Genomic DNA, 18,509 nt, shown 5'->3' on the forward strand with positions numbered 1-18,509 from the left:
AGCGCACACGGGCACTATGCTGGACGCACGCGCGAGGGTCAAGCTGGCTCCGCCGCCAAGGGGACTCCACGCATTCGAGCGCCGTTCACAAGAACGCTTCGAACCCCGTTCACAAGAACGCTTCGAAACATGCTCCACGGCGGGCCGCCGTGCGGCGTGCGCGCGTCGTTTCCTCGTGCCGAGTCGCCTCGGGCTGCCGTGGTCGGCGTGCTTGCCAGCGCCCCGAGGTCGACACGCCGTTAACCGCCCCGATGCCGGTGGTAGTGAGCGGCCACCTTCATCCGGTTGCCGCACAGCTCCATGCTGCACCAGCGCCGGGCGTGGTTCCTCGACGTGTCGTGGAAATAGAGGACGCAATCCGGGTTCCCGCAGCGCTTCACGAGCTCCGGATCGACATCGCAGAGGAGCCCCGCGGCCGCCTCGGCGATGGGGCCGAGGAGCTGCGCCGGCTCGTCGATCCGCGCATGGCCCCGGCGCGCGAACCCGGCGCGCGCCCGCACGACCTCCGTGTACCCCGCGTCGAGGCGCAGGGCCTGGTTGAGCACGTCGAGCGCGCCCGCTGCCGCCGCTCCGGGCTCGCGCGGCTGCTCGATCAGCGCGCGCAGCGCCGCCCGGAGCCGATGCGCCTGCCCGACGGCGCTCGCCCCCTCGCTCGACCCCTCCCAGCGATCGAGGGCGCCCGCCGCGGTCGGTCCATCGAGGAAGCCCGCCTCCCTGGACCAGTCGACGAGGCCGCGCAGGTCGGGGAGCAGCTCCACCCGGCCGCCGCGCTGCACCGGCTCGGTGTTGAGGAAGTCGAGCGCCCGATGATGGCCGACCCAGAGGAAACGCGACGCTCCGCTAACCATCGATCACCCACTTGACTGGTTAGCACACCGGCCGCATAACCGTCAAAAGTTCGATACGGAGGTTAGCATGAGCCGCGAGGAGAACGTGGATGGGGAGCCTGGGCGATCGGCGGCGCGAGCTCGGGAGGTCGAGCCGGCGAGATCCGTGGACATGCCCGCCGCGAACGGCGCGGCCGGTCCCACGGAGGCCGCGGCTGGGCGGCGCTCCGGGCTCGCGCGGCTCGGCCGGGCCGCGGGCGGGCTGGCCTCCGCTGCCCTCGTCGTCGCGCTCGTGGGCTGCGCCGGGCCGTCGCTCGCGCCGAGCCGCCACGCCGCCGCCCCGGCCGACGCGCCGGCCGACGCGCCGGCAGGAGACCGGACCCCAGCGGCAGCGCCCGAGGCGGTCTGGCCGGAGAAGACGTTTTACCGAACCGTCGAGGTGCGAGGCCGCAAGATCTTCTACCGCGAAGCAGGGCGCCCCGACCGCCCCGCGCTGCTCCTGCTCCACGGCTTCCCGTCGTCGTCCCACGAATACCGAGAGCTGCTCTCCCTTCTCTCGGGCCGATACCGCGTCGTGGCGCCGGACTACCTGGGATCGGGCTACAGCGAACGCCCCTCCCCCTCCGAGGTCACGTACACGTTCGACCTCCTCGCGGAGCACATCACCGGCTTCACCGAGGCGCTCGGGCTCACGCGGTACGTGATCTACATGCACGACTTCGGCGGGCCGGTCGGGCTCCGTGTCGCGCTCGCCCACCCCGAGCGGCTGCGCGGGCTCATCGTGCAGAACGCCAACGCCTACGTCGAAGGCTTGTCCGAGGCGCTGCGGGTGGGCATTCGGCACGCCCACGAGGACCGGTCCCCGGCCAGCGCCGCTGCGGTCGCCCAGCTCGTCAGCGCCGAGGGGGTCAAGCAGGAGCAATATCTCCGGCATGTGCCGGTGGCGCACCGCGATCGCGTGAGCCCCGACGCCTGGACCCACGACCTCGCGTTCCTGGCCACCCCGGAGGAGCGCGCGATCCAGGTCCAGCTCATCCAGGACTACCAGACGAACGTCGATCGCTATCCGTCGTGGCAGGCGTTCCTGCGCGCCCGGAAGCCGCCGGCCCTCATCGTGTGGGGGCGCAACGACGCGGACTTCATCAGCGCCGGCGCGAAGGCGTATCTCCGGGATCTCCCCGCCGCGGAGCTCCACTGGCTCGACGCAGGGCACTTCGCCGTGGAGGAGCGGCCGGTCGAGATCGCCCAGCACATCACGCGCTTCATGGAGCGGCTCCCCCGCTGAGCCCGAGCGGCATCGGGCCGCCCGCTCCGGGAATGAATCCAGGCAACGCGGAGCTACCGCGGGACCGGCGGGGCCACGACGTCGTTGATGCTCTCGACGTTGCCGCCGGCGGGATAGCCGTACGAGGCGTAGAAGTCCGTTCCCCAGACGGTGACGCCGAAGGCGCCCGCGCTGCGCGCCTCGTGCAAGCTCGTCTCGCACGCGGGGCTCGCGCCCACGAAGCCGCGGCTCAGATCGACGTGCGCCACCTCGAACGCGCCCGCGGCCCCGACCCGGCGCCACCCGGTCACCGGACCGAGACAGCTCAGCTCCACGTCCGCGAAGCCGTTCGGGCCCTTGACGCGGGTGATCACCAGGCTCGTCGTGGCATAGGTCGGATCGGTGAAGAACACGTACCGCTCGAGGAACTGCTCCGGCGGCAGCTGGATGACCCACTCCTCGTCCCCGAGCATGCACGGGGAGCCGGCGATCGGGATCTCCGCCACGCAGCCGGGGCGCGTCCAGGCGGGGGCGCCGGGCATGTATTGCGTGAGCATGAAGGGGTGATCGCCGTCCTGCGACCGCACCGAGAACAGCGAGGTCGCCTCGAACTCGGCGACCTCGCCCGCCGCCAGGGCGGCCGGCGCGCCCGGAGGCGCCGCCGGATCCCACGAGAGCGCCGTGCCGTCGGCCACGCCGAGCAGGCGGTAGACGACGCTCTCCGGCTCCTGCGAGGCCAGCCGCGAGACCACGCCGGCGCCGACGTACTCGCTGCCGAGGGCGCTGACCGGCGCGATCTGCTGGTGGGCGGCGTCCTGACCGCCGCCGGCCGGGGAGGTGTCGGTGGCCACCTGCAGGTAGGTGTTGCCGGTCCACACGCCGATGGGCTTGCTCGACTGGAGGACGGCCCCGCTCGGGTCGGCGCCCATCCATTGCATCACGTCGCCGGCGCCGAGCGTCACCTGCGTGGCGGCGTTCGCCGGCGCGCCCGGGGCCCCGCCGCCGCCGGGGAGCCTCGACGGGGGCACGAGATCCACCGTGGTGTCGTCCTCGGCGGCGACGATCATCAACCACGACTTGCCGAGGCCGCGAGCATGCGGCGCCAGGGCGACGTAGTTCTTGCCCCACGTGCTGCGCGGGAACAGGAGCGAGGCGCTGGGGAGGAAGCTCTTCGCCCCGCCGTACGGCAGGATGTCGTACGCCGACACGGGCGTGTCCGACGCGACCTGGAACGCGGCGCCGGTGCCGCTGTCGTGCACCGCGACGTCGGCGAGGACGGCCGGAGCCCGCGGGCACTCGAGCGACCCGAAGGAGCTCGCCGCGCCCGGCCGGTGCGACAGGAACAGCACCGCCACCTCGCCCGGCGGGATGCCGCTTTCGGGCAAGCGCGTGTACGTGGTGCTCGGTCCGATGCCGCTCGGGAGGTAGGTGAACGCGCTCGCGTCGAGCGACTCGCCGCCGAAGGCGACGCGGATCCTGGCGTGGCGGGGCCAGGTGTTCGCGAGGAAGACCGCATGGCACGCGCCGCTGTAAACGGAGGCGTCGAGCTCGTTCTGGAAGAACGGCGGCGACGGCGCGAGGTAATCGCACCCGATGGATCCGCCGGCCTTCTCCGCGGCCTCGCACGCGGGGACGCACTGCCCCTGGAAACACCCCAGCTCGGGCGGGCACACCGCGACGACGTTTCCCTCGGCGTCCACGACGTCTCTCATGTCCGCGGAGCATCCGATCCCGGTCCCGCCGCCGGTGACGTCGCCGAAATTCAGGTCGCCGCCGGACCCCGAGCCGGCGTCACCCGTCCCGGCCGACCACCTCGGTGGGCCGAGGGGTGGGTCCGCCGTCGGGGTGCAAGCAGCGGCGGCGAGGGACGAGGCCAATCCTGCCCAACGAAGATAAGTGGAGAAGAACCTCACCTCCCGAAGTCATCGTGTCGCCGGGGACCTGTCAAGCGCGGTCCGGGCGCGGGCGCGTGGAGCGCCCCGCAGCGACGCGAACTCCCTCGGCAAATCGTCGTCGCGCGCCCCGGCGAAGCAACAAGCCGACGGCGCGGCGAGCGGCTCGACGAGGCGGCGACCGGGAGCGCGCCGTTTTCCCTGCAAATCGACAGTACATCTGCAACGCAGGTGCGCCTTCGGCGGCTGGACGCGCCGGTCCGTCCGCGTCCCATGGCGTTCCAGGGCGCAGGCGAGCGTGCCCGGCGCGTCGGGCAGCGGACGGGCCGCCAGCGGCAGCGCGCCGGCGGCGGGTCGGGCCGCGGTTCGGATCGACGAGGTCGTCGACGGGGATTCTCCACCTACGCATGGCCCTCCTCCGGGTGACGGGGTCGAGAGCCGCGTTGACTTCCCTCGCGCTGCCATGAGCGCTTCGAGCGCGTCAATGGCCGGAGCATCGAAGCAGCGTCCATCCCGATAGGGAGGTTCGAGACTGGGCACGATACCCCCGCACGACCGGATCGACAGCGGATCGGCCGAGAGGGCTTCAAGCTCAAAATTGTGAAGCTCGCCCACGACGAACAGATTCGATCGGAGGCGGAGCTGGATGCCCATGACGTAGGCCGCCCCGTCGTCGGCCTTGAGATGGTCGAAGAGCTCGTGGGGCACGCGGTCGATGCCCAGCTTGTACAACTTTCACGCTTTGCTCACCTCTGTGTCGCCGGGAGGCGACCGATACCTACTTGCCGCGCCAAACGTCGAGCACAAGAGGCTCGATGATGGGTTCGCGAATACGGAAAGCGTTGGGCCTCGGGCTCCTCGCGGCGCTTCTCGCCCTGGGCGCACACCTCGTCGGGCGGCGCGTAGGAGCCGGAGCCAGTTCCGTAGTCACGGTGACGTATGCCTGGGTGCAGTGGCTGGGGCCTCAGGGGCCGAACGTCAGCGTCGACCTCTACGCGCCGCCGCTGGCGGGCAAGCGCGGCCCGCTGGTCGTCTTCTTGCAGGGGAACGAGCCCTCGCAGCCCGACGAGCGACTCGCCTTCGCCGCGAATGTCGGCGACGCCCTGCAGCGAAAGGGGGTCGCCGTCGCCGCCGTCTCGTTCAACATCCACACGGGCTACACGCTGCGCGCGTGCGCGGCGGACGTCGCCCGGGTCGTGCAAGAGGTGACCGGCGCGCGCAACCCGACGCGCCTGGTCCTCGTCGGTCGCGGCCTCGGCGCGTGGATGGCGTCCATCCTCGCGCTCGATCGGCGGCTCCTCGAAGGGGCCGGCATGGATCCCGAACGCGTCGATGGTGTCATCGTCTTGCGTGGCACCTACGACCTCGGCGGGGCGGTGCTCGAGGGGGACCCCGACGCGGCGTTCTTCGCGGGCTCGGTCGAAGATCTCAGGGAGTCCTCGCCCATCACGTACGCGCGGTCCGATGCGCCACCGTTCTTGATGCTGTTCGGCGAGGAGGACGACGTCGGCTGGGCGCGTAAGGCTCGCCCCTTCGCGCACGCGCTCCTGAACGCGGGCGCGCGCGACGTCGACTACTTCATCGTGCCCATGCGCGACGCGCACAGCATCCTGGACTGGGGCGGGAGGGGAAACCCGGTTGGCGATCTGGTGCTCACCTTCATCACCTCGAGCCTCGACGAGCTCTCCATCGACGACCCCTTCGGCGTGCTCCACCGCTGGGGTGCGCGGCCGCCGCTCGACGCGTCGGAGTTCCGCAAGGATCCTCGGCCCATCACCACCTACCCGGTCGACGACGCGCTGCGGGAGACGATGATGGTTCTCCTCGGCGAGGCGGGCCTCGAGCGCTCCCCCTTGCCCGGCAAGACCTATCAGGCCATCGATCTGCTCGGCTACCTGGCCCAGCGGCCGAGGTCCGAGGTCGGCGAAGGGGACTGGCTGGTGGTCTCGAACCTCCGGGGCGAGCGACTGTACTTCCCGCGCGAGGTGCTGGAGAGGACTCAGCCGGTCATCGTGGTCGGGCTCGACGACGAGGACAATCTCTACCGCCTCGTCGACTTCTACCGGATGAAGCGCGCCTACTCGTGGATCAAGAGCGACGAGCGATTGCCGATGATGATCCGGCCGCTCGGCGCGTTCCTGCACTTCCGGATGCCGCTGCCGGCGGACCTGCGGAGCGGGACGCTCGCGGCATTCGGGCTCGACGCGGCGAGCTTTCGCTGGGTAAGAGGCGATCCGCTCGCGCCGTTGCGCTCGCTCACCGGCGGACTGCGCGAGGCGCTGCTCGGCGAACAAGGGTGCATCACGTGCCACGAGCTCCGTGGCGTCGGCGCACGGTCGCACCACGCGCTGGCGCTCGACGGCAGTCCATACGGAGCGTTTGCGCTGCCGTTCGAGGACTATCCGAGCGACGTGCTGCGGCGCTTCTTGTTCGAGCAGGACGCGGTGGCAGAGAGCTTCGGGGTCATGCCGCTCCGGGTGGATAAGGCCGTCGCCGTGCAGCTCCTCGACCTGGTGAACCGCGAGAAGAACGGGAAGCGGTAGCGGCCCGCGACCTCAGGGCTCCACGTGTTCGTAGAGCGCCGCCGCCCACTCGGCGTGCGCGCGCGCCGAGGGGTGCAGGCCGTCGCTGGCGAGCATGTTCGCCTCCGCCTGCTTGTGCATGAGCGGATACAGGTCGACGTAACGCGCGCCGGCGGCCCGCGCCTCGTCGCGCAGGATGGTGTTGAAGGCGACGATGTCCGCGCCGATCTGCCGCGGATCTCCGAACGAAGCGGCGACCGGAGAGAGCGACCAATCCGGCTGCGGGAGCGCCACGATCCGACTCGGCGCGACGCCAGCATCCATGATCGCTCGGAAGAGCACCCGCAGCTGCGCTCGGTACACGTCCGCGCTCCAGCCATGCAGGTAGTCGTTGGCGCCCACCGCGAGCGTCACCAACGTGGGGCGAAATGGCGCCACCTCCGGGAGCTCCTGCTCTTTCACGTCTTCGGTGGTGTAGCCGTTGACCGCCACGTTCTTGAGCGTCACCCGGCGGCCGTCCGCGCGCCAAAGCGAGGCGAGACGCGAGGGGAACGCGTCGTCCGGCTGGTTCCCGGTCCCTGCCGTGAATGAGTCGCCGAGCGCCAGATAGCGGATCTCCTCGCCCCCGCGCGTCTGTGCGGCATCCTCGCTGGCACCGGCGGGCGCGCTCCGTTGACAGCCACCGAGCAGAGGCAAGACGAGCAGGAGAAGCCCGCCGAGCAGGAGCGAGACGAGCAGGAGAAATGAGCGGATCGAGCGCATCACGAAGGATAGCATTCGATCGCCGAGCTGGGTCTCCTTCGAGTCGCTCCTCGCGGGCTGACCATGGGCTCCGCCGAGAGTCATGGTGACGTGGACGACTCGTCGATTCGCGACGCGCCGTCGATCCGAACCTGGCTGCGACGTCACCCGCGGTTTCACGCACACGTTGCCCCCACTTACTCGTCTTACTCGTCCTGGCCAAACCTGGTCGAGCGATGGCTCGCGAACCGGCGGCGATGGCGGCAGCGGACTTCTTGCAGCATGCACGTGAGGCCTACGCGGCGCCGCTCCCGAAGTACGGGCTCGGACCTGTACGGCGCGCGATACGGCGGGCGGTACCAGCGTGCCCCCAGGGTCGCGGCGCAGGTCGACGACCCGGATCGGGACACCTCCTGGCCTGCGCGGAAGGTGAGCGACCCCTGAAAAGACGCCGAGCGACCTGCGCAACCACGACGCCGACCCGTCGAGCGACCCCTGGAGCCTTCCCCGGCGGGTCGTCGACCTGTTCAGGGAGACCTCCCGGCCTGCCGGACGGGTCGCCGACCCGCCGAGGGATACCTCTCGGCCTGCCGGACCGGGCGGCTCAGAAGCGACCGACGAGCCCGAGGCCGGCGCTGCTCGAACCGAACGCCATGGGCGCCGGGAGCACGATGGGCTCGCTGACATCGTCGCGGACCAGCACCGTTTTCGGCACGAAGAGGCCGGGCAGGAGCAAGGCGGCGCCCGTGATCTGGACGAGCCCGTCGAGGACGAGGCCCATCGTCTCGAGATCGTCCTGGTTGGTCGTGGCCAGGGTGAGGAACGGGCCCGCGCACGGCACGAACAGCGCCGCATACCCCGGGGAGCCGCGGTAAACCGCGTCGCCGCCGCCGATCGCGGTGAACAGGTAGACCGTCCCGAAGACGATCGCGCCGCTGATCACGAGCCCCTTGCGGACGCGCGTCTCCGGGTGATAGCCGGGCGGCACCGGCTCCCCCTCCCTCCAGGGGAGCACCTTCGGGCCCGCTGCCGGAGCGGCGGGGCCGCCGTAGAAGCCGGGCGGCGGAAGCGCCTGCGGCGCAGGCGGGGGCTGCTCCTGCGAGAGCGGCGGAGCGGGCGGCGAGGCGTCGTCGGCCCATGCCTGGCCGGAGCCGGAGACGGCCATGGTCGTCCCGGCCGCGACAGCCAGCGACCATCGTTCAAGCGACCGCCGATTCGAACCTTCCGCCCGTCCTCGCGCGCGCTCTCGCATGCTCCATCCCCTCGTGCCTGGAGTGCCCGACTGGCGATCGTACACGAGGAGGGGCCGACCGCGGCCTCAACATTCGCGCGGACGTCCGCGTCGCGCGGGGCACGCCAGAGCGCAGGTGTGCGCTCCCACGTACACGCGCTGTCCATGTCGTGGGAACGGCAAGCACCGGCAGAACGCGCTGCTCGACGCTTCGTGGTAGCCGCCGTGCTCCGCCGAGGAACACATGAGCCGACGCGAGCCCAAGAATGCGCAGCACCTCACGAGGCGCCCGGATTCGTGAACGGGCCGCTCATGTCGGTGGGGAGTGTGTTATCGCTGTCGGAGAAGAAATCGCCGCTCGCCGGACCATAGAACGGCTCGCCCTCGTGGAGGCGCTCGAGAGAGAGCAAATAAGGATCGAGCTCGCCGGGTTCGAACCGGCAGAGCCCGATCGCGTACCAGAACGCGCGCCCCGTGTCGCCGCCGAGCTTGTAGCGCCCGTCGCCCGTGAACGCGACCCAGCCCTCCGGCATGCACAGGAGGACAACGAGGCACGCCCCCGTCGCCACGTCCCAGAGCCGCACCGTGGAGTCGGCCGATCCGGAGACGAGAATGCGCCCATCCGCGCTGAAGGCGACGCTGGTGACGCCGCTCTGATGTCCTTTGAGGACACGGCGGCAGGAGCCCGTCGCCGGATCCCATAGCCGCACCGTGCAGTCGCCCGAGCCGGAGGCGAGCAGCGCGCCGTCGGGGCTGAAGGCCACGCTCATGACCCAGCCATGATGCTGCGTGATGACGAGCAAACAAGCCCCGCTCGACGCATCCCACAGCCGGACGGTCGAGTCGAAAGAGCCGGACGCGAGCGTCGCTCCGTCAGGGCTCCATGCGACGCTGCGGACCAGGTTGGTGTGCTCCGCGAGCACGTGCCGTACAGCGGCGGTCGCGACGTCCCATAACCGAATGGTCGCGTCGCTCGATCCGGAGGCGAGCGTCGCGCCGTCGCGGCTGAAGGCCACGCTCCAGATCTCGGCCTTGTGACCCTTGAATGTCAGCCGGCGCTCCCCGGTGACTGTGTCCCACAGCCAGAGGTCCGATCCCTGCCAGCCGGTGGCGAGCGTCGCTCCATCGGGACTGAAGGCCATGCTCAAGGCGATGCTGCCGCCGCCCTGGAGGGTAAGCCGCGCGGCGCCCGTAGCGACGTCCCACAGCCGGACCGTGGCGGCCTCGGAGCGCGAGGCGAGCGTCGCGCCGTCCGGGCTGAAGGCGAGGCTCCAGAGGCGCGTGGGCACATCGATCCGGCGACGGACCGTGCCGGCCACCGGGTCGAACAGCCAGATACCTGACGCCTGCGAGCCCGCAGCGAGCGTCTCCCCCGCAGGGTCGAGCGCGACACACCAGACGACGTCCGAGAGGCTCTTCAACGTGAGCCGGCTCGCGCCGGTGGAGGCATCCCACAGCCGGATCGTCCCGTCGCGGGACGTGGAGGCGAGCGTCGCGCCGTCGACGCTCCACGCCGCGCCCGCGACGAGCCCCCCGTGGCCCCGCAACACGAGCCGAGCCGCGCCGGTGGAGACGTCCCACAACCGGACCGTCGAGTCGTACGAGCCAGAGGCGAGCGTCGTTCCGTCCGGCCGCCATGCGAGCGTCACGACCCAACTCCGATGATCCCTGAGGACAAGCCGGACAGCCCCGGTCGCAGCATCCCAGAGCCGGATGGTCGAGTCGTACGCGCCCGAGGCGAGCGTCGCGCCGTCGGGGCTCCACGCGACGCTCTGCACGCGGCGCTGGTGACCGGCGAGGACGCCCCGAGCGGCGCCGCTCCCGGCATCCCAGAGCCGGACCGAGCCGTCTTCGTGGGCGGAGGCGAGGGTCGTCCCGTCCGGGCTCCACGCGACGTCCGACACCGCGCCCGGACGACAATCGATGACGCGCCGGGCGCCGCCGCTGGCCGTATCCCAGAGCCGGAGGGTCGCGTCTTCCGAGCCCGAGGCGAGCATCGAGCCATCGGGGCTGAACGCGACGCTGGTCACCGTGCCCCAGTGATCCCGGAGCACGCGCCGGACAGTGCCGCTCGCGATGTCCCACAGACGAACCGTGGCGTCGCCGGAGCCCGTGGCGAGCGTCCTGCTGTCCGCGCTCCACGCCAGGCTGTGGACGTTCCCCTCATGGCTGACCAGGACCACCCGCACGACGCCGGTCGCGAGGTCCCAGATCCGGACCGTGCCGTTGGCGTGACCCGAAGCGAGGAACTCGCCGTCTGGGCTGAAGGCCACGGCATGGCCGTCGGAGGCAGGCGCGATCATCGGCTCGACGTGCTCCGGCTCCGGCATGGCAGCGCCGGTCGTGAGGCAGCCGTCCAGCGCGCCCGGGCTGATCTCGGCACCGACGAGCTCCGCGGCGCGCAGGCGCGCGCCCGCGAGCGAGGCGTCGCGGAGCTCGGCGCCGAGGAGACGAGCGAACGAGAGCTCGGCGCTCCGGAGGTTCGCTCCCCCGAGGCGCGCGCGCGAGAGGTCCGCCCTGAGGAGCACCGCGCGCTCGAGCGACGCGCCCCGCAGATCGGCCTCGACCAGCCGCGCGCCGGTCAGGTCGGCGCCGGTCAGGTCAGCGCCCCGCAGGTCCTGCCGCGATAGATCGCGCCCCCTGAGGTCGTGACCAGCCAGGTTCACCCCCACGCGCGCCTCGACCCCGAGCCGCTTGAGGACGAGCAGCGCGTTCTTCTTCGCGGCCTCGTTCGAGCCCGAGGCGAGCGCCGCCCGGGCCCACCTCACCGCCGCGTCCGCGCCGGCCTGCGCCGCGAAGAAGTCGGCCATCAGCTCGGACATTTCGCGCACGCCGAGCGGCGTGGGCTCACCCCCGGCCGCGACCTCTTCCGCCGCGCGCCGCGCTACGAGCCACTCCGGCACCGATTGATGGATAAACGAAAAGCTCCCCTCCTCGTCCCGGACGAGCAGCGTCCCCGCGCCGATCTCGTGCGCGACGACGCCGGGATCCAGCTTGCTCTTCGCGAGCTCCTGCGCAGCCGCCAGGATCTCGGAGGGCAGCGCGCTCACGTCCGCCGCGCGCTCGCCCCGCTGCCAGAGCTGCACGGCGAGCTCGGTGACGGCCCTCGACCGCTGCTCCAGCGTGAGGCCGACCTGCGCGCCCCTCGGGTGCGCCCGCTCGTCCTCCTTGCGCAGCCACTGGTCGAGCAGCAGCCGGTAGAGCTCCGCCGACGTGACCTCCCCCTCGCTGGCCCCGGCCTCCTTCAGCTTGCCCTCGTCGATGCCCGCGATGAAGCCCAGCATGCGCGGGTTCCGCGAGAGCCCGAGCAGGTCCTTCACCCCGCCGAGCAGCGAGAAGCGCCGCTCCGCGACGGCCTCGCCGCCGAGGCGGTTCAGGAGGAAGCGGCGGATCTGGTCCTCGGTGAACGGCGAGAGCTTCGCGATCCGGTAGCCGGGGATCGAGCCCGCGCGCCGGGCGAGCGCCGTCTCGACGCGCCGGTCCGACAGGAAGTGCTGGGTGCGGCTCGTGACGACGACCTTCGCGTTCCCGCTCGCCGCCTGGAGGAGCGTGTCGAAGTGCTCCTCGGCCCGGTCGAAGCTCACGCGCAGCGCGAGCTCGTCGAAGCCGTCGAACAGGAGCGCGATCCGCCCCTCGGAGAGCATGTAGAGGAACGACTCCATCTGGAACCGCTCGAACCGCGCCCTCGCGAAATGCTGCGCCAGGAGCTCCTCGAGCGTGCGGCCCTTCTCGAGCGAGCGCATCTCGACGAGCACCGGCACGACCGGTCCGCCCGCGCCCCCCATGCGCCGCGCGAGTTCGTGGAGCAGGAACGTCTTACCGGTGCCGAAGTCGCCCAGGATGACGATGAAGCGACCGCGCGGCGAATCCAGCCACTCCGAGACCGTCGAGAGCGCGTCCCCCTCCTCGGCCTCGTCGATCCCCACCTTGAAGGTGAGGCGCTGATCGACGTAGAGCGAGGGCGGATAGACCGGATCGCTCGCGAGCCGCTGCGTCTGCCGCTCGAGGTAGTGCGTGAAGTCGAGCAGCCCCTGATACTCGATGAAGCTCTCCACGCTGACCCGGGCCCGCTCCGCCGCGCGGACGAGCGCCTCCGGCGCGCTGCTGCCGCGGTAGACGAGCGTGGAGATCAGCCCCGGGTCGTCCCGCCGGTACGGCGCGTCGACGCGCTCCAGAAAGGCCTTCAGGATCTCGTCGGTCACCCGCTGCTCGATGGCGGCGACAGGGTAGGTCCGCACGATGCGCCCGCGGCGCGCCGACACGCGCAGGAGCGCGCCGAAGGGCGCGGGCGCAGGCAGCCGCTCGATCGTCGCGTCCTCCGGCTCCTTCAGACGACAGACGCGCTCCACGCGCGCGAGGAAGTCGCTATGCTCGATGCCGCGGGCGCCGATCGCCGCGGCCGCGCTGTCGCCTTCGCCCTGGGCGACCCAGCGCAAGATCGCGGGCACGCGGGCGTGCGCGCCGTCCGGGTTCTCGTAGGGAATGACCCTGATCCCCGCGGCCTCGAGCTTGCGCCGCCTGAACGGCGTCAGGGCGTCGTCCACGAGGAGCGCGAAGTGCGGCGGAGGCTGCTCGCCGGCCAGGGCGCGGACCTCGCCGAGCGCCTGATCGAGGTTGTCGTCGGCGAAGCCGAAGCCGACGAAGAGGATCGGGCACGCGTGAAAGAGCGCCCTCACGGCGGACTGGAGGCCCGGCGAAGCGAAGATCGCACGGTCGTACTGCTCGCGGGTGAACACCCATGTGTCGCGCTCGCGGAGCGCGCCGTGGAGCTTGAGGATGTACCTGCGGCGCGACGCGATGTCGGCCGGGGCGCGCGCGAGGACGTCCCACTCCCCTTCGAACGCCCGGTCGAGGAGGCGATCGAGGCTCGTCGTGAGCACGGCCCGCAGCCTGGGCCTCATCGAGGCGATGACGCGCGCGACCTCGGGCACGTCGCGGCCGCCGTCGTCGAGGGCCTGCTCGACGGCGGCGCAGAACTCCGGCGCTCCGAGCGCGAGCTTCACCGCCGAGAGCGCCTCGATGTACTGGCGCGTCTGCGCGAGCTCCTCGATCTCGGCGAGGACGCCCGCCCCTGCCCCGCGCGCCCTGAGGCGCTCCGTCATCTGCTCGGTGAGGCTCCGCCAGTCGGGGAGCCCGACCGCGGCCGAGACGCCGGCCCCGACGAACACGACGAGCTGCCCGCTCTCGTAGGCCTTGCGAAGGTCGTGGAGCGCCGGATCGATTGTCTCGTCGTGCTCACGATTCCCTGGCTCCGGAAGCATCGTCATCGATGCCACCACCATCGCGCGCGCCGCGCCGCTGGACAAGCAAGACGATGTTCGCTAGATTGCTCCGCGATGTCTGTCCTGCCCGCGCGCGCCCTTCGCCCCTGCCTAGGCCTACGGCCTCGGGGGCTCTGCGCGCGCTGCTGACGACGTCCATCTTCGCAGCCTGGCCCCCGTCGGTTCCTTGTCCCGGTGGGGGTCCTCGCATCGTCGTCGCGACGACTCCCATCTTCAGCTTTCAGGGAGTCCTGTCATGTCCACGATGCCCGTCCACAAGTACAAGCCGTTTCAGCCCATCCACCTGCCCGATCGGCGCTGGCCCAGCCGCGTGATCGAGAGCGCGCCGCGCTGGTGCAGCGTGGACCTGCGCGACGGCAACCAGGCCCTCGTCGAGCCCATGGGCCACGAGCGCAAGCTCCGCATGTGGCACGAGCTCCTGCGGATGGGGTTCAAGGAGATCGAGGTCGGCTTCCCCAGCGCGTCGCAGCCCGACTTCGACTTCGTGCGCCGGATCATCGACGAGCGGCTGATCCCGGACGACGTGACCATCCAGGTGCTGACGCAGGCGCGCGCCGAGCTGATCGAGCGGACCTTCGAGGCGATCCGCGGGGCCCGGCGCGCCGTCGTGCACCTCTACAACTCCACCTCCACGCTCCAGCGACGCGTGGTGTTCGGCCTGGATCGCGCGGGCATCGTCGACATCGCCGTGCGCGGGGCGAGGCTCGTGAAGGAGCTCGCGGCGCGCATGCCCGAGACCGAGGTCGTGCTCGAGTACTCGCCCGAGAGCTTCACGGGGACAGAGCTCGACTTCGCCAAGGAGATCTGCGAGGCCGTGATGGACGTGTGGCAGCCCAGCCCGTCACGGAGGATCATCCTGAACCTGCCGGCCACCGTGGAGATGGCCACGCCCAACGTCTACGCGGATCAGATCGAGTGGATGCACCGGAACTTGAAGCAGCGCGACGCTATCGTGCTGAGCGTTCACCCGCACAACGACCGCGGCACCGCGGTGGCCGCGGCGGAGCTCGCCGTCATGGCGGGCGCCGACCGCGTCGAGGGCACGCTGTTCGGGAACGGCGAGCGCACCGGGAACGTGGATCTCATCACGCTGGCGCTCAACCTGTTCTCCCAGGGGGTCGATCCGGAGCTCGAGATCCACGACGTCCAGGCGATCAAGGAGACGGCAGAGCACTGCAACCGGCTGCCGGTGCACCCGCGCCACCCCTACGTCGGAGAGCTCGTGTACACCGCCTTCTCGGGCTCGCACCAGGACGCGATCAAGAAGGGGTTCAAGGCGCTGCGCGAGGGCGGGGGCGCGACGTGGGAGGTGCCGTATCTCCCCATCGATCCGCAAGACGTGGGGCGCAGCTACGAGGCGGTGATCCGCGTGAACAGCCAGTCGGGCAAGAGCGGCGTGGCCTACCTGCTCGAGCGCGAGTACGGCTATGCGGTGCCGAAGGATCTCGCGATCGAGCTGAGCCAGGCGGTGCAGCGCAGGGCGGAGCGGACCGAGGGCGAGGTGCAAAAGGCCGAGATCCTCGCGATCTTCGAGCGCGAGTACGTGAACCGCGGCGGGCCGCTCCGGGTCGTCGGGCACAGGACGAGCGGCCAGGGCGCGGGGGAACGACACGAGTTCCAGGTGCAGATACGCGGGGTCCCCCACGCGATGAGCGCCGCCGGCCAGAGCCCCGTCCACGCCTTCGCGAGCGCGCTCTCGCGCCACGCGGGGGTCGCGATCGCGATAGAAGGGCACGCGGCGCACGCGATCGAGCGGGGCGCAGGCGCCGAGTCCGCGGCGTACGTGGCCCTCTCGATCGGGCGCAAGCGCAGCTTCGGGGCTGGGACGCACCCGGACGCCGTCATGGCGTCGCTCGCGGCGGTCGCCTCCGCGTGGAACCGGGCGCGGCCGGCGGAGCCGGCGCGGCTCGCGCTCTCGGCCGAGTGAGCGGGCGCGGCCTTCGCCTCTTCGTGAGGCGGAGCGCGCCGGGCCTTCGCGCTCCGCCGATCGAGCGGGCGAGGTCCCCTGCCGGACACGAGGCGAGCCGCCCCATCGCCGGTCACGGCGCCGGGCGGTCGTCGCTGTGGAGCAGCGCGGCGGCGTGGCGCTCGATCTCCGCCGCCGTCAGCGCCCTGGCGTAGAGCGCCGCGTAATACAGGGCGCCCGAGAAGGTGCGCCCGCCGAGCTCGCGGTTGCCGAGGACGAGGTGGCGCCCGTCGGGGAAATCGAGCGTCGCGCCCAGCGGGGGCACGCTCACGTGCATCCCGCAATAGCCGCCGACCGAATTGCGCCGCCGGGCCGGTACCCCGTTGATGTAGAGCCGGACCCGATCCGCCGCGGGCTCCTGGACGGTCGAATCGAACACGCCGTGCATCACCGCGCGCTCCGGGAGCTCTGCCTCCCAGGCGCCGCCGCAAAAATCGCCGTTCCACCAGAGCACGATCTGGCCGGGCGTCTCCGATCGGAGCGTGAGGCGGCCGCCCTCCGCGTCCACGCCGATATGCACGATGCGCGAGCCCCCCTCGACCACCTCCGCGATGCGGAGCACGGCCTCGATCGTGCCGGCGGTGGTCCCTTGCAGCGCGCTCTGGATCTTGGTGCCGTCGATCAGGGCGGAAGCACGGCCGTCGCCGCCGGCCGCCGTCCAGGAGAGCCCGCGGTGCGCCGCGCCGTCGGCGGCGAAGCTCATCTCCGGCCCGTACGTCAGCGCGAGCGGCATCGGCGCCGCTGCGGCGTCCTCGACCTGCGCGGGCGCGCTCCCGGTCGCCGCCTCGTCGAGGAAATACCGCACGACGAGGCCGTCGTCGGCGAGGCAGGACGCGTCGAGCGCGCAATCGAGCCCTCCGGCACCTCCGCCGGCCGAGCCGCCCTCCCCGCCGCCAGCCGCCGCGCCGGCGCCGGCGGCTCCCCCGCCCGCCGCGCCGTCCCCGCCGCTGCCCGCGCCCGAGCCGGCGCGAGCGCCGCCGCCGTCTGCGCTGCTCCCGCCGCCGCCGGCGCCCGAGGCCGAGCCGGGGAGTTCGCCGAGCCGCAGCTCGGGGGCGCACGCTACGATGAACGGGAGCAAGGCAATCCGAAGGCGCGCCCTCATGTGCGCCGCATCCTAACGCCACGCGCACACCAGGAGGAAGGCGGCGCCCCGGGAACGGCCACGGCCCCGGCCTGGCTTGACCGCCGGCGCCCTCCGGCCGAAAGCTTCGCCCGTGACGCGCTCCTTCAACACGGCCGGCCCCAACGATCCCGCCGACCACTACACCCTGCCCGTGATGGCTCGCCTGCCGGACGTGCGGAGGCTGATCCAGAAGAAGCGCTATTTCGTCCTGCACGCGCCGCGGCAGGTCGGCAAGACGACGACCCTGCTCAGCCTGGGGCGTGAGCTGACGGCCGAGGGCCGGTACGTGTCGGTCCTGCTCCCGATGGAGCAGGGCGCCCCCTTCCCCGACGATCTCGGCGCCGCGGAGCTGGCCATCCTCGAGTCGTGGCGCGGGTGGACGGCCGCATGGCTCCCGCCGGAGCTCCAGCCGCCGCCATGGCCGGACGCGCCCCCTGGCAGCCGCCTCAGCGCGGCGCTGCGCGCCTGGGCCGAGACGGCGCCCCGGCCGCTCGTCGTCTTCCTCGACGAGATCGACGCCCTCCAGGACAACGCGCTCATCTCGGCCCTGCGGCAGATCCGCGCCGGGTACCCCACGCGCCCGGGGCATTTCCCCTGGTCGCTGGCGCTCATCGGCCTGCGCGACGTGCGCGACTACAAGGTCGCGTCCGGCAGCTCCGGGCGCCTGGGCACGGCGAGCCCGTTCAACATCAAGGCCGAGTCGCTCACGATGCGCAACTTCACGAGGGGCGAGGTGGCGGAGCTCTACGGCCAGCACACCCGCGAGACAGGCCAGGTGTTCCTCCCCGAGGCGGTGGACCGCGCCTTCTACCTGACGCAGGGCCAGCCCTGGCTCGTCAACGCGCTGGCCCAGCAGCTCACCGAGGTGCTGGTACAGGATCCGGCGCAGCCGATCACGGCCGATCACGTCGAGCAGGCCAAGGAGATCCTGATTCGACGGCAGGATACGCATCTCGACAGCCTCATGGACCGGCTGCAGGAGCCCCGGGTACGCGCGATCGTCGAGCCGATGCTCGCCGGCGGCACGCCCGGCCACGTGCCGGAGGACGACCGCCGTTTCGTCGTGGATCTCGGCCTGTTGCGCCGCTCCGAGCTCGGGGGGCTCACCGTGGCAAACCCGATCTACCGGGAGATCATCGTGCGGGCCCTCGCCGGGGGGACGCGCGACGCCTTGCCGCAGATACCGGCCACATGGCTCACGCCCGACGGTCGCCTCGACAGAGAGGCTCTCCTGCGCGCGTTCCTCGATTTCTGGCGGCAGCACGGGGAACCCCTGCTCGCGACGGCGCCGTATCACGAGATCGCACCGCACCTCGTCCTCATGGCCTTCCTGCACCGGGTCGTGAACGGGGGCTCCATCGAGCGCGAATACGCCGTCGGGCGCGGGCGGATGGACCTCTGCGTGCGGTATCGGGGCGAGACGCTGGCGATCGAGATCAAGGTGTGGCGACCTGCGGAGCCGGACCCCCTCAAAGAAGAGCTGGACCAGATCGACGGCTACCTGGCCGGCCTCGGTCTCACCGCCGGCTGGCTCGTGATCTTCGATCGAAGGCCGGACGCGCCGCCGCTCGCGCAGCGCCTCTCGGCCGCGCCGGCGATGACGCCGGGAGGGCGGCAGATCACCGTCGTCCGAGCCTGAGCCAGCGCACGCGCGCCGCCGC

The 18,509-nt window shown here is 71.7% G+C and carries 11 protein-coding genes; 4 read left to right on the forward strand and 7 right to left on the reverse strand.

The features are described 5' to 3' along the window. Positions 1-239: 239 nt before the first annotated feature. Positions 240-848, reverse strand: coding sequence for a CGNR zinc finger domain-containing protein (locus WMF26_RS29255; protein ID WP_437995359.1), 609 nt, complete (start codon positions 846-848; stop codon positions 240-242). A 67-nt stretch (positions 849-915) separates the two neighbouring features. On the opposite strand from WMF26_RS29255, the gene WMF26_RS29260 reads away from it, so the two are divergent. Further along, positions 916-2,112, forward strand: a complete 1,197-nt coding sequence (locus WMF26_RS29260; protein WP_437995360.1) for an alpha/beta fold hydrolase — start codon at positions 916-918, stop codon at positions 2,110-2,112. Between the two features lie 53 nt (positions 2,113-2,165). Here WMF26_RS29260 and WMF26_RS29265 read toward each other — a convergent pair whose 3' ends face one another. After that, on the reverse strand, positions 2,166-3,803 hold the full coding sequence (locus tag WMF26_RS29265) for an IgGFc-binding protein (RefSeq protein WP_437995361.1): 1,638 nt from the start codon (positions 3,801-3,803) through the stop codon (positions 2,166-2,168). 210 nt (positions 3,804-4,013) lie between these two features. Further along, on the reverse strand, positions 4,014-4,715 hold the full coding sequence (locus WMF26_RS29270; RefSeq protein ID WP_437995362.1) for a hypothetical protein: 702 nt from the start codon (positions 4,713-4,715) through the stop codon (positions 4,014-4,016). Positions 4,716-4,915: 200 nt separating this feature from the next. Between WMF26_RS29270 and WMF26_RS29275 the strand changes: the two genes are divergently transcribed. After that, positions 4,916-6,526: an alpha/beta hydrolase family protein gene (locus WMF26_RS29275; RefSeq protein WP_437995363.1), complete on the forward strand. Its 1,611-nt coding sequence runs from the start codon at positions 4,916-4,918 to the stop codon at positions 6,524-6,526. Between the two features lie 12 nt (positions 6,527-6,538). Here WMF26_RS29275 and WMF26_RS29280 read toward each other — a convergent pair whose 3' ends face one another. From WMF26_RS29280 to WMF26_RS29290, 3 genes are all read right to left on the reverse strand, one after another. Continuing rightward, on the reverse strand, positions 6,539-7,534 hold the full coding sequence (locus WMF26_RS29280; RefSeq protein WP_437995364.1) for an SGNH/GDSL hydrolase family protein: 996 nt from the start codon (positions 7,532-7,534) through the stop codon (positions 6,539-6,541). Between the two features lie 316 nt (positions 7,535-7,850). Continuing rightward, on the reverse strand, positions 7,851-8,411 hold the full coding sequence (locus tag WMF26_RS29285; protein WP_437995365.1) for a hypothetical protein: 561 nt from the start codon (positions 8,409-8,411) through the stop codon (positions 7,851-7,853). A 344-nt stretch (positions 8,412-8,755) separates the two neighbouring features. Beyond that, positions 8,756-13,744 carry an SIR2 family protein gene (locus WMF26_RS29290; RefSeq protein WP_437995366.1) on the reverse strand — a complete coding sequence of 1,663 codons (4,989 nt, stop codon included), beginning with the start codon at positions 13,742-13,744 and terminating at the stop codon, positions 8,756-8,758. Positions 13,745-13,994: 250 nt separating this feature from the next. Here WMF26_RS29290 and leuA point away from each other — a divergent pair, with 250 nt between their 5' ends. After that, positions 13,995-15,686 carry a 2-isopropylmalate synthase gene (gene leuA, locus WMF26_RS29295; protein WP_437995367.1) on the forward strand — a complete coding sequence of 564 codons (1,692 nt, stop codon included), beginning with the start codon at positions 13,995-13,997 and terminating at the stop codon, positions 15,684-15,686. A gap of 112 nt (positions 15,687-15,798) precedes the next feature. On the opposite strand, the gene WMF26_RS29300 is transcribed toward leuA, so the two are convergent. Next, positions 15,799-16,827: a LamG-like jellyroll fold domain-containing protein gene (locus WMF26_RS29300; RefSeq protein ID WP_437995368.1), complete on the reverse strand. Its 1,029-nt coding sequence runs from the start codon at positions 16,825-16,827 to the stop codon at positions 15,799-15,801. Between the two features lie 112 nt (positions 16,828-16,939). Here WMF26_RS29300 and WMF26_RS29305 point away from each other — a divergent pair, with 112 nt between their 5' ends. Then, complete coding sequence (locus WMF26_RS29305; RefSeq protein WP_437995369.1) at positions 16,940-18,487, forward strand: ATP-binding protein; 1,548 nt, start codon at positions 16,940-16,942, stop codon at positions 18,485-18,487. The last annotated feature ends 22 nt before the right edge of the window (positions 18,488-18,509 follow it).

Source organism: Sorangium sp. So ce185 (assembly GCF_051526825.1).
Lineage (GTDB): Bacteria > Myxococcota_A > Polyangia > Polyangiales > Polyangiaceae > Sorangium > Sorangium cellulosum_D.

Bases quoted from the DNA above. Each gene is read 5' to 3' on its own strand.
- WMF26_RS29255 (WP_437995359.1), bottom strand. From the start codon at position 848: ATGGTTAGCGGAGCGTCGCGTTTCCTCTGGGTCGGCCATCATCGGGCG.
- WMF26_RS29265 (WP_437995361.1), bottom strand. From the start codon at position 3,803: ATGAGAGACGTCGTGGACGCCGAGGGAAACGTCGTCGCGGTGTGCCCG.
- WMF26_RS29300 (WP_437995368.1), bottom strand. From the start codon at position 16,827: ATGAGGGCGCGCCTTCGGATTGCCTTGCTCCCGTTCATCGTAGCGTGC.
- WMF26_RS29285 (WP_437995365.1), bottom strand. From the start codon at position 8,411: ATGGCCGTCTCCGGCTCCGGCCAGGCATGGGCCGACGACGCCTCGCCG.
- leuA (WP_437995367.1), top strand. From the start codon at position 13,995: ATGTCCACGATGCCCGTCCACAAGTACAAGCCGTTTCAGCCCATCCAC.
- WMF26_RS29290 (WP_437995366.1), bottom strand. From the start codon at position 13,744: ATGACGATGCTTCCGGAGCCAGGGAATCGTGAGCACGACGAGACAATC.
- WMF26_RS29260 (WP_437995360.1), top strand. From the start codon at position 916: ATGAGCCGCGAGGAGAACGTGGATGGGGAGCCTGGGCGATCGGCGGCG.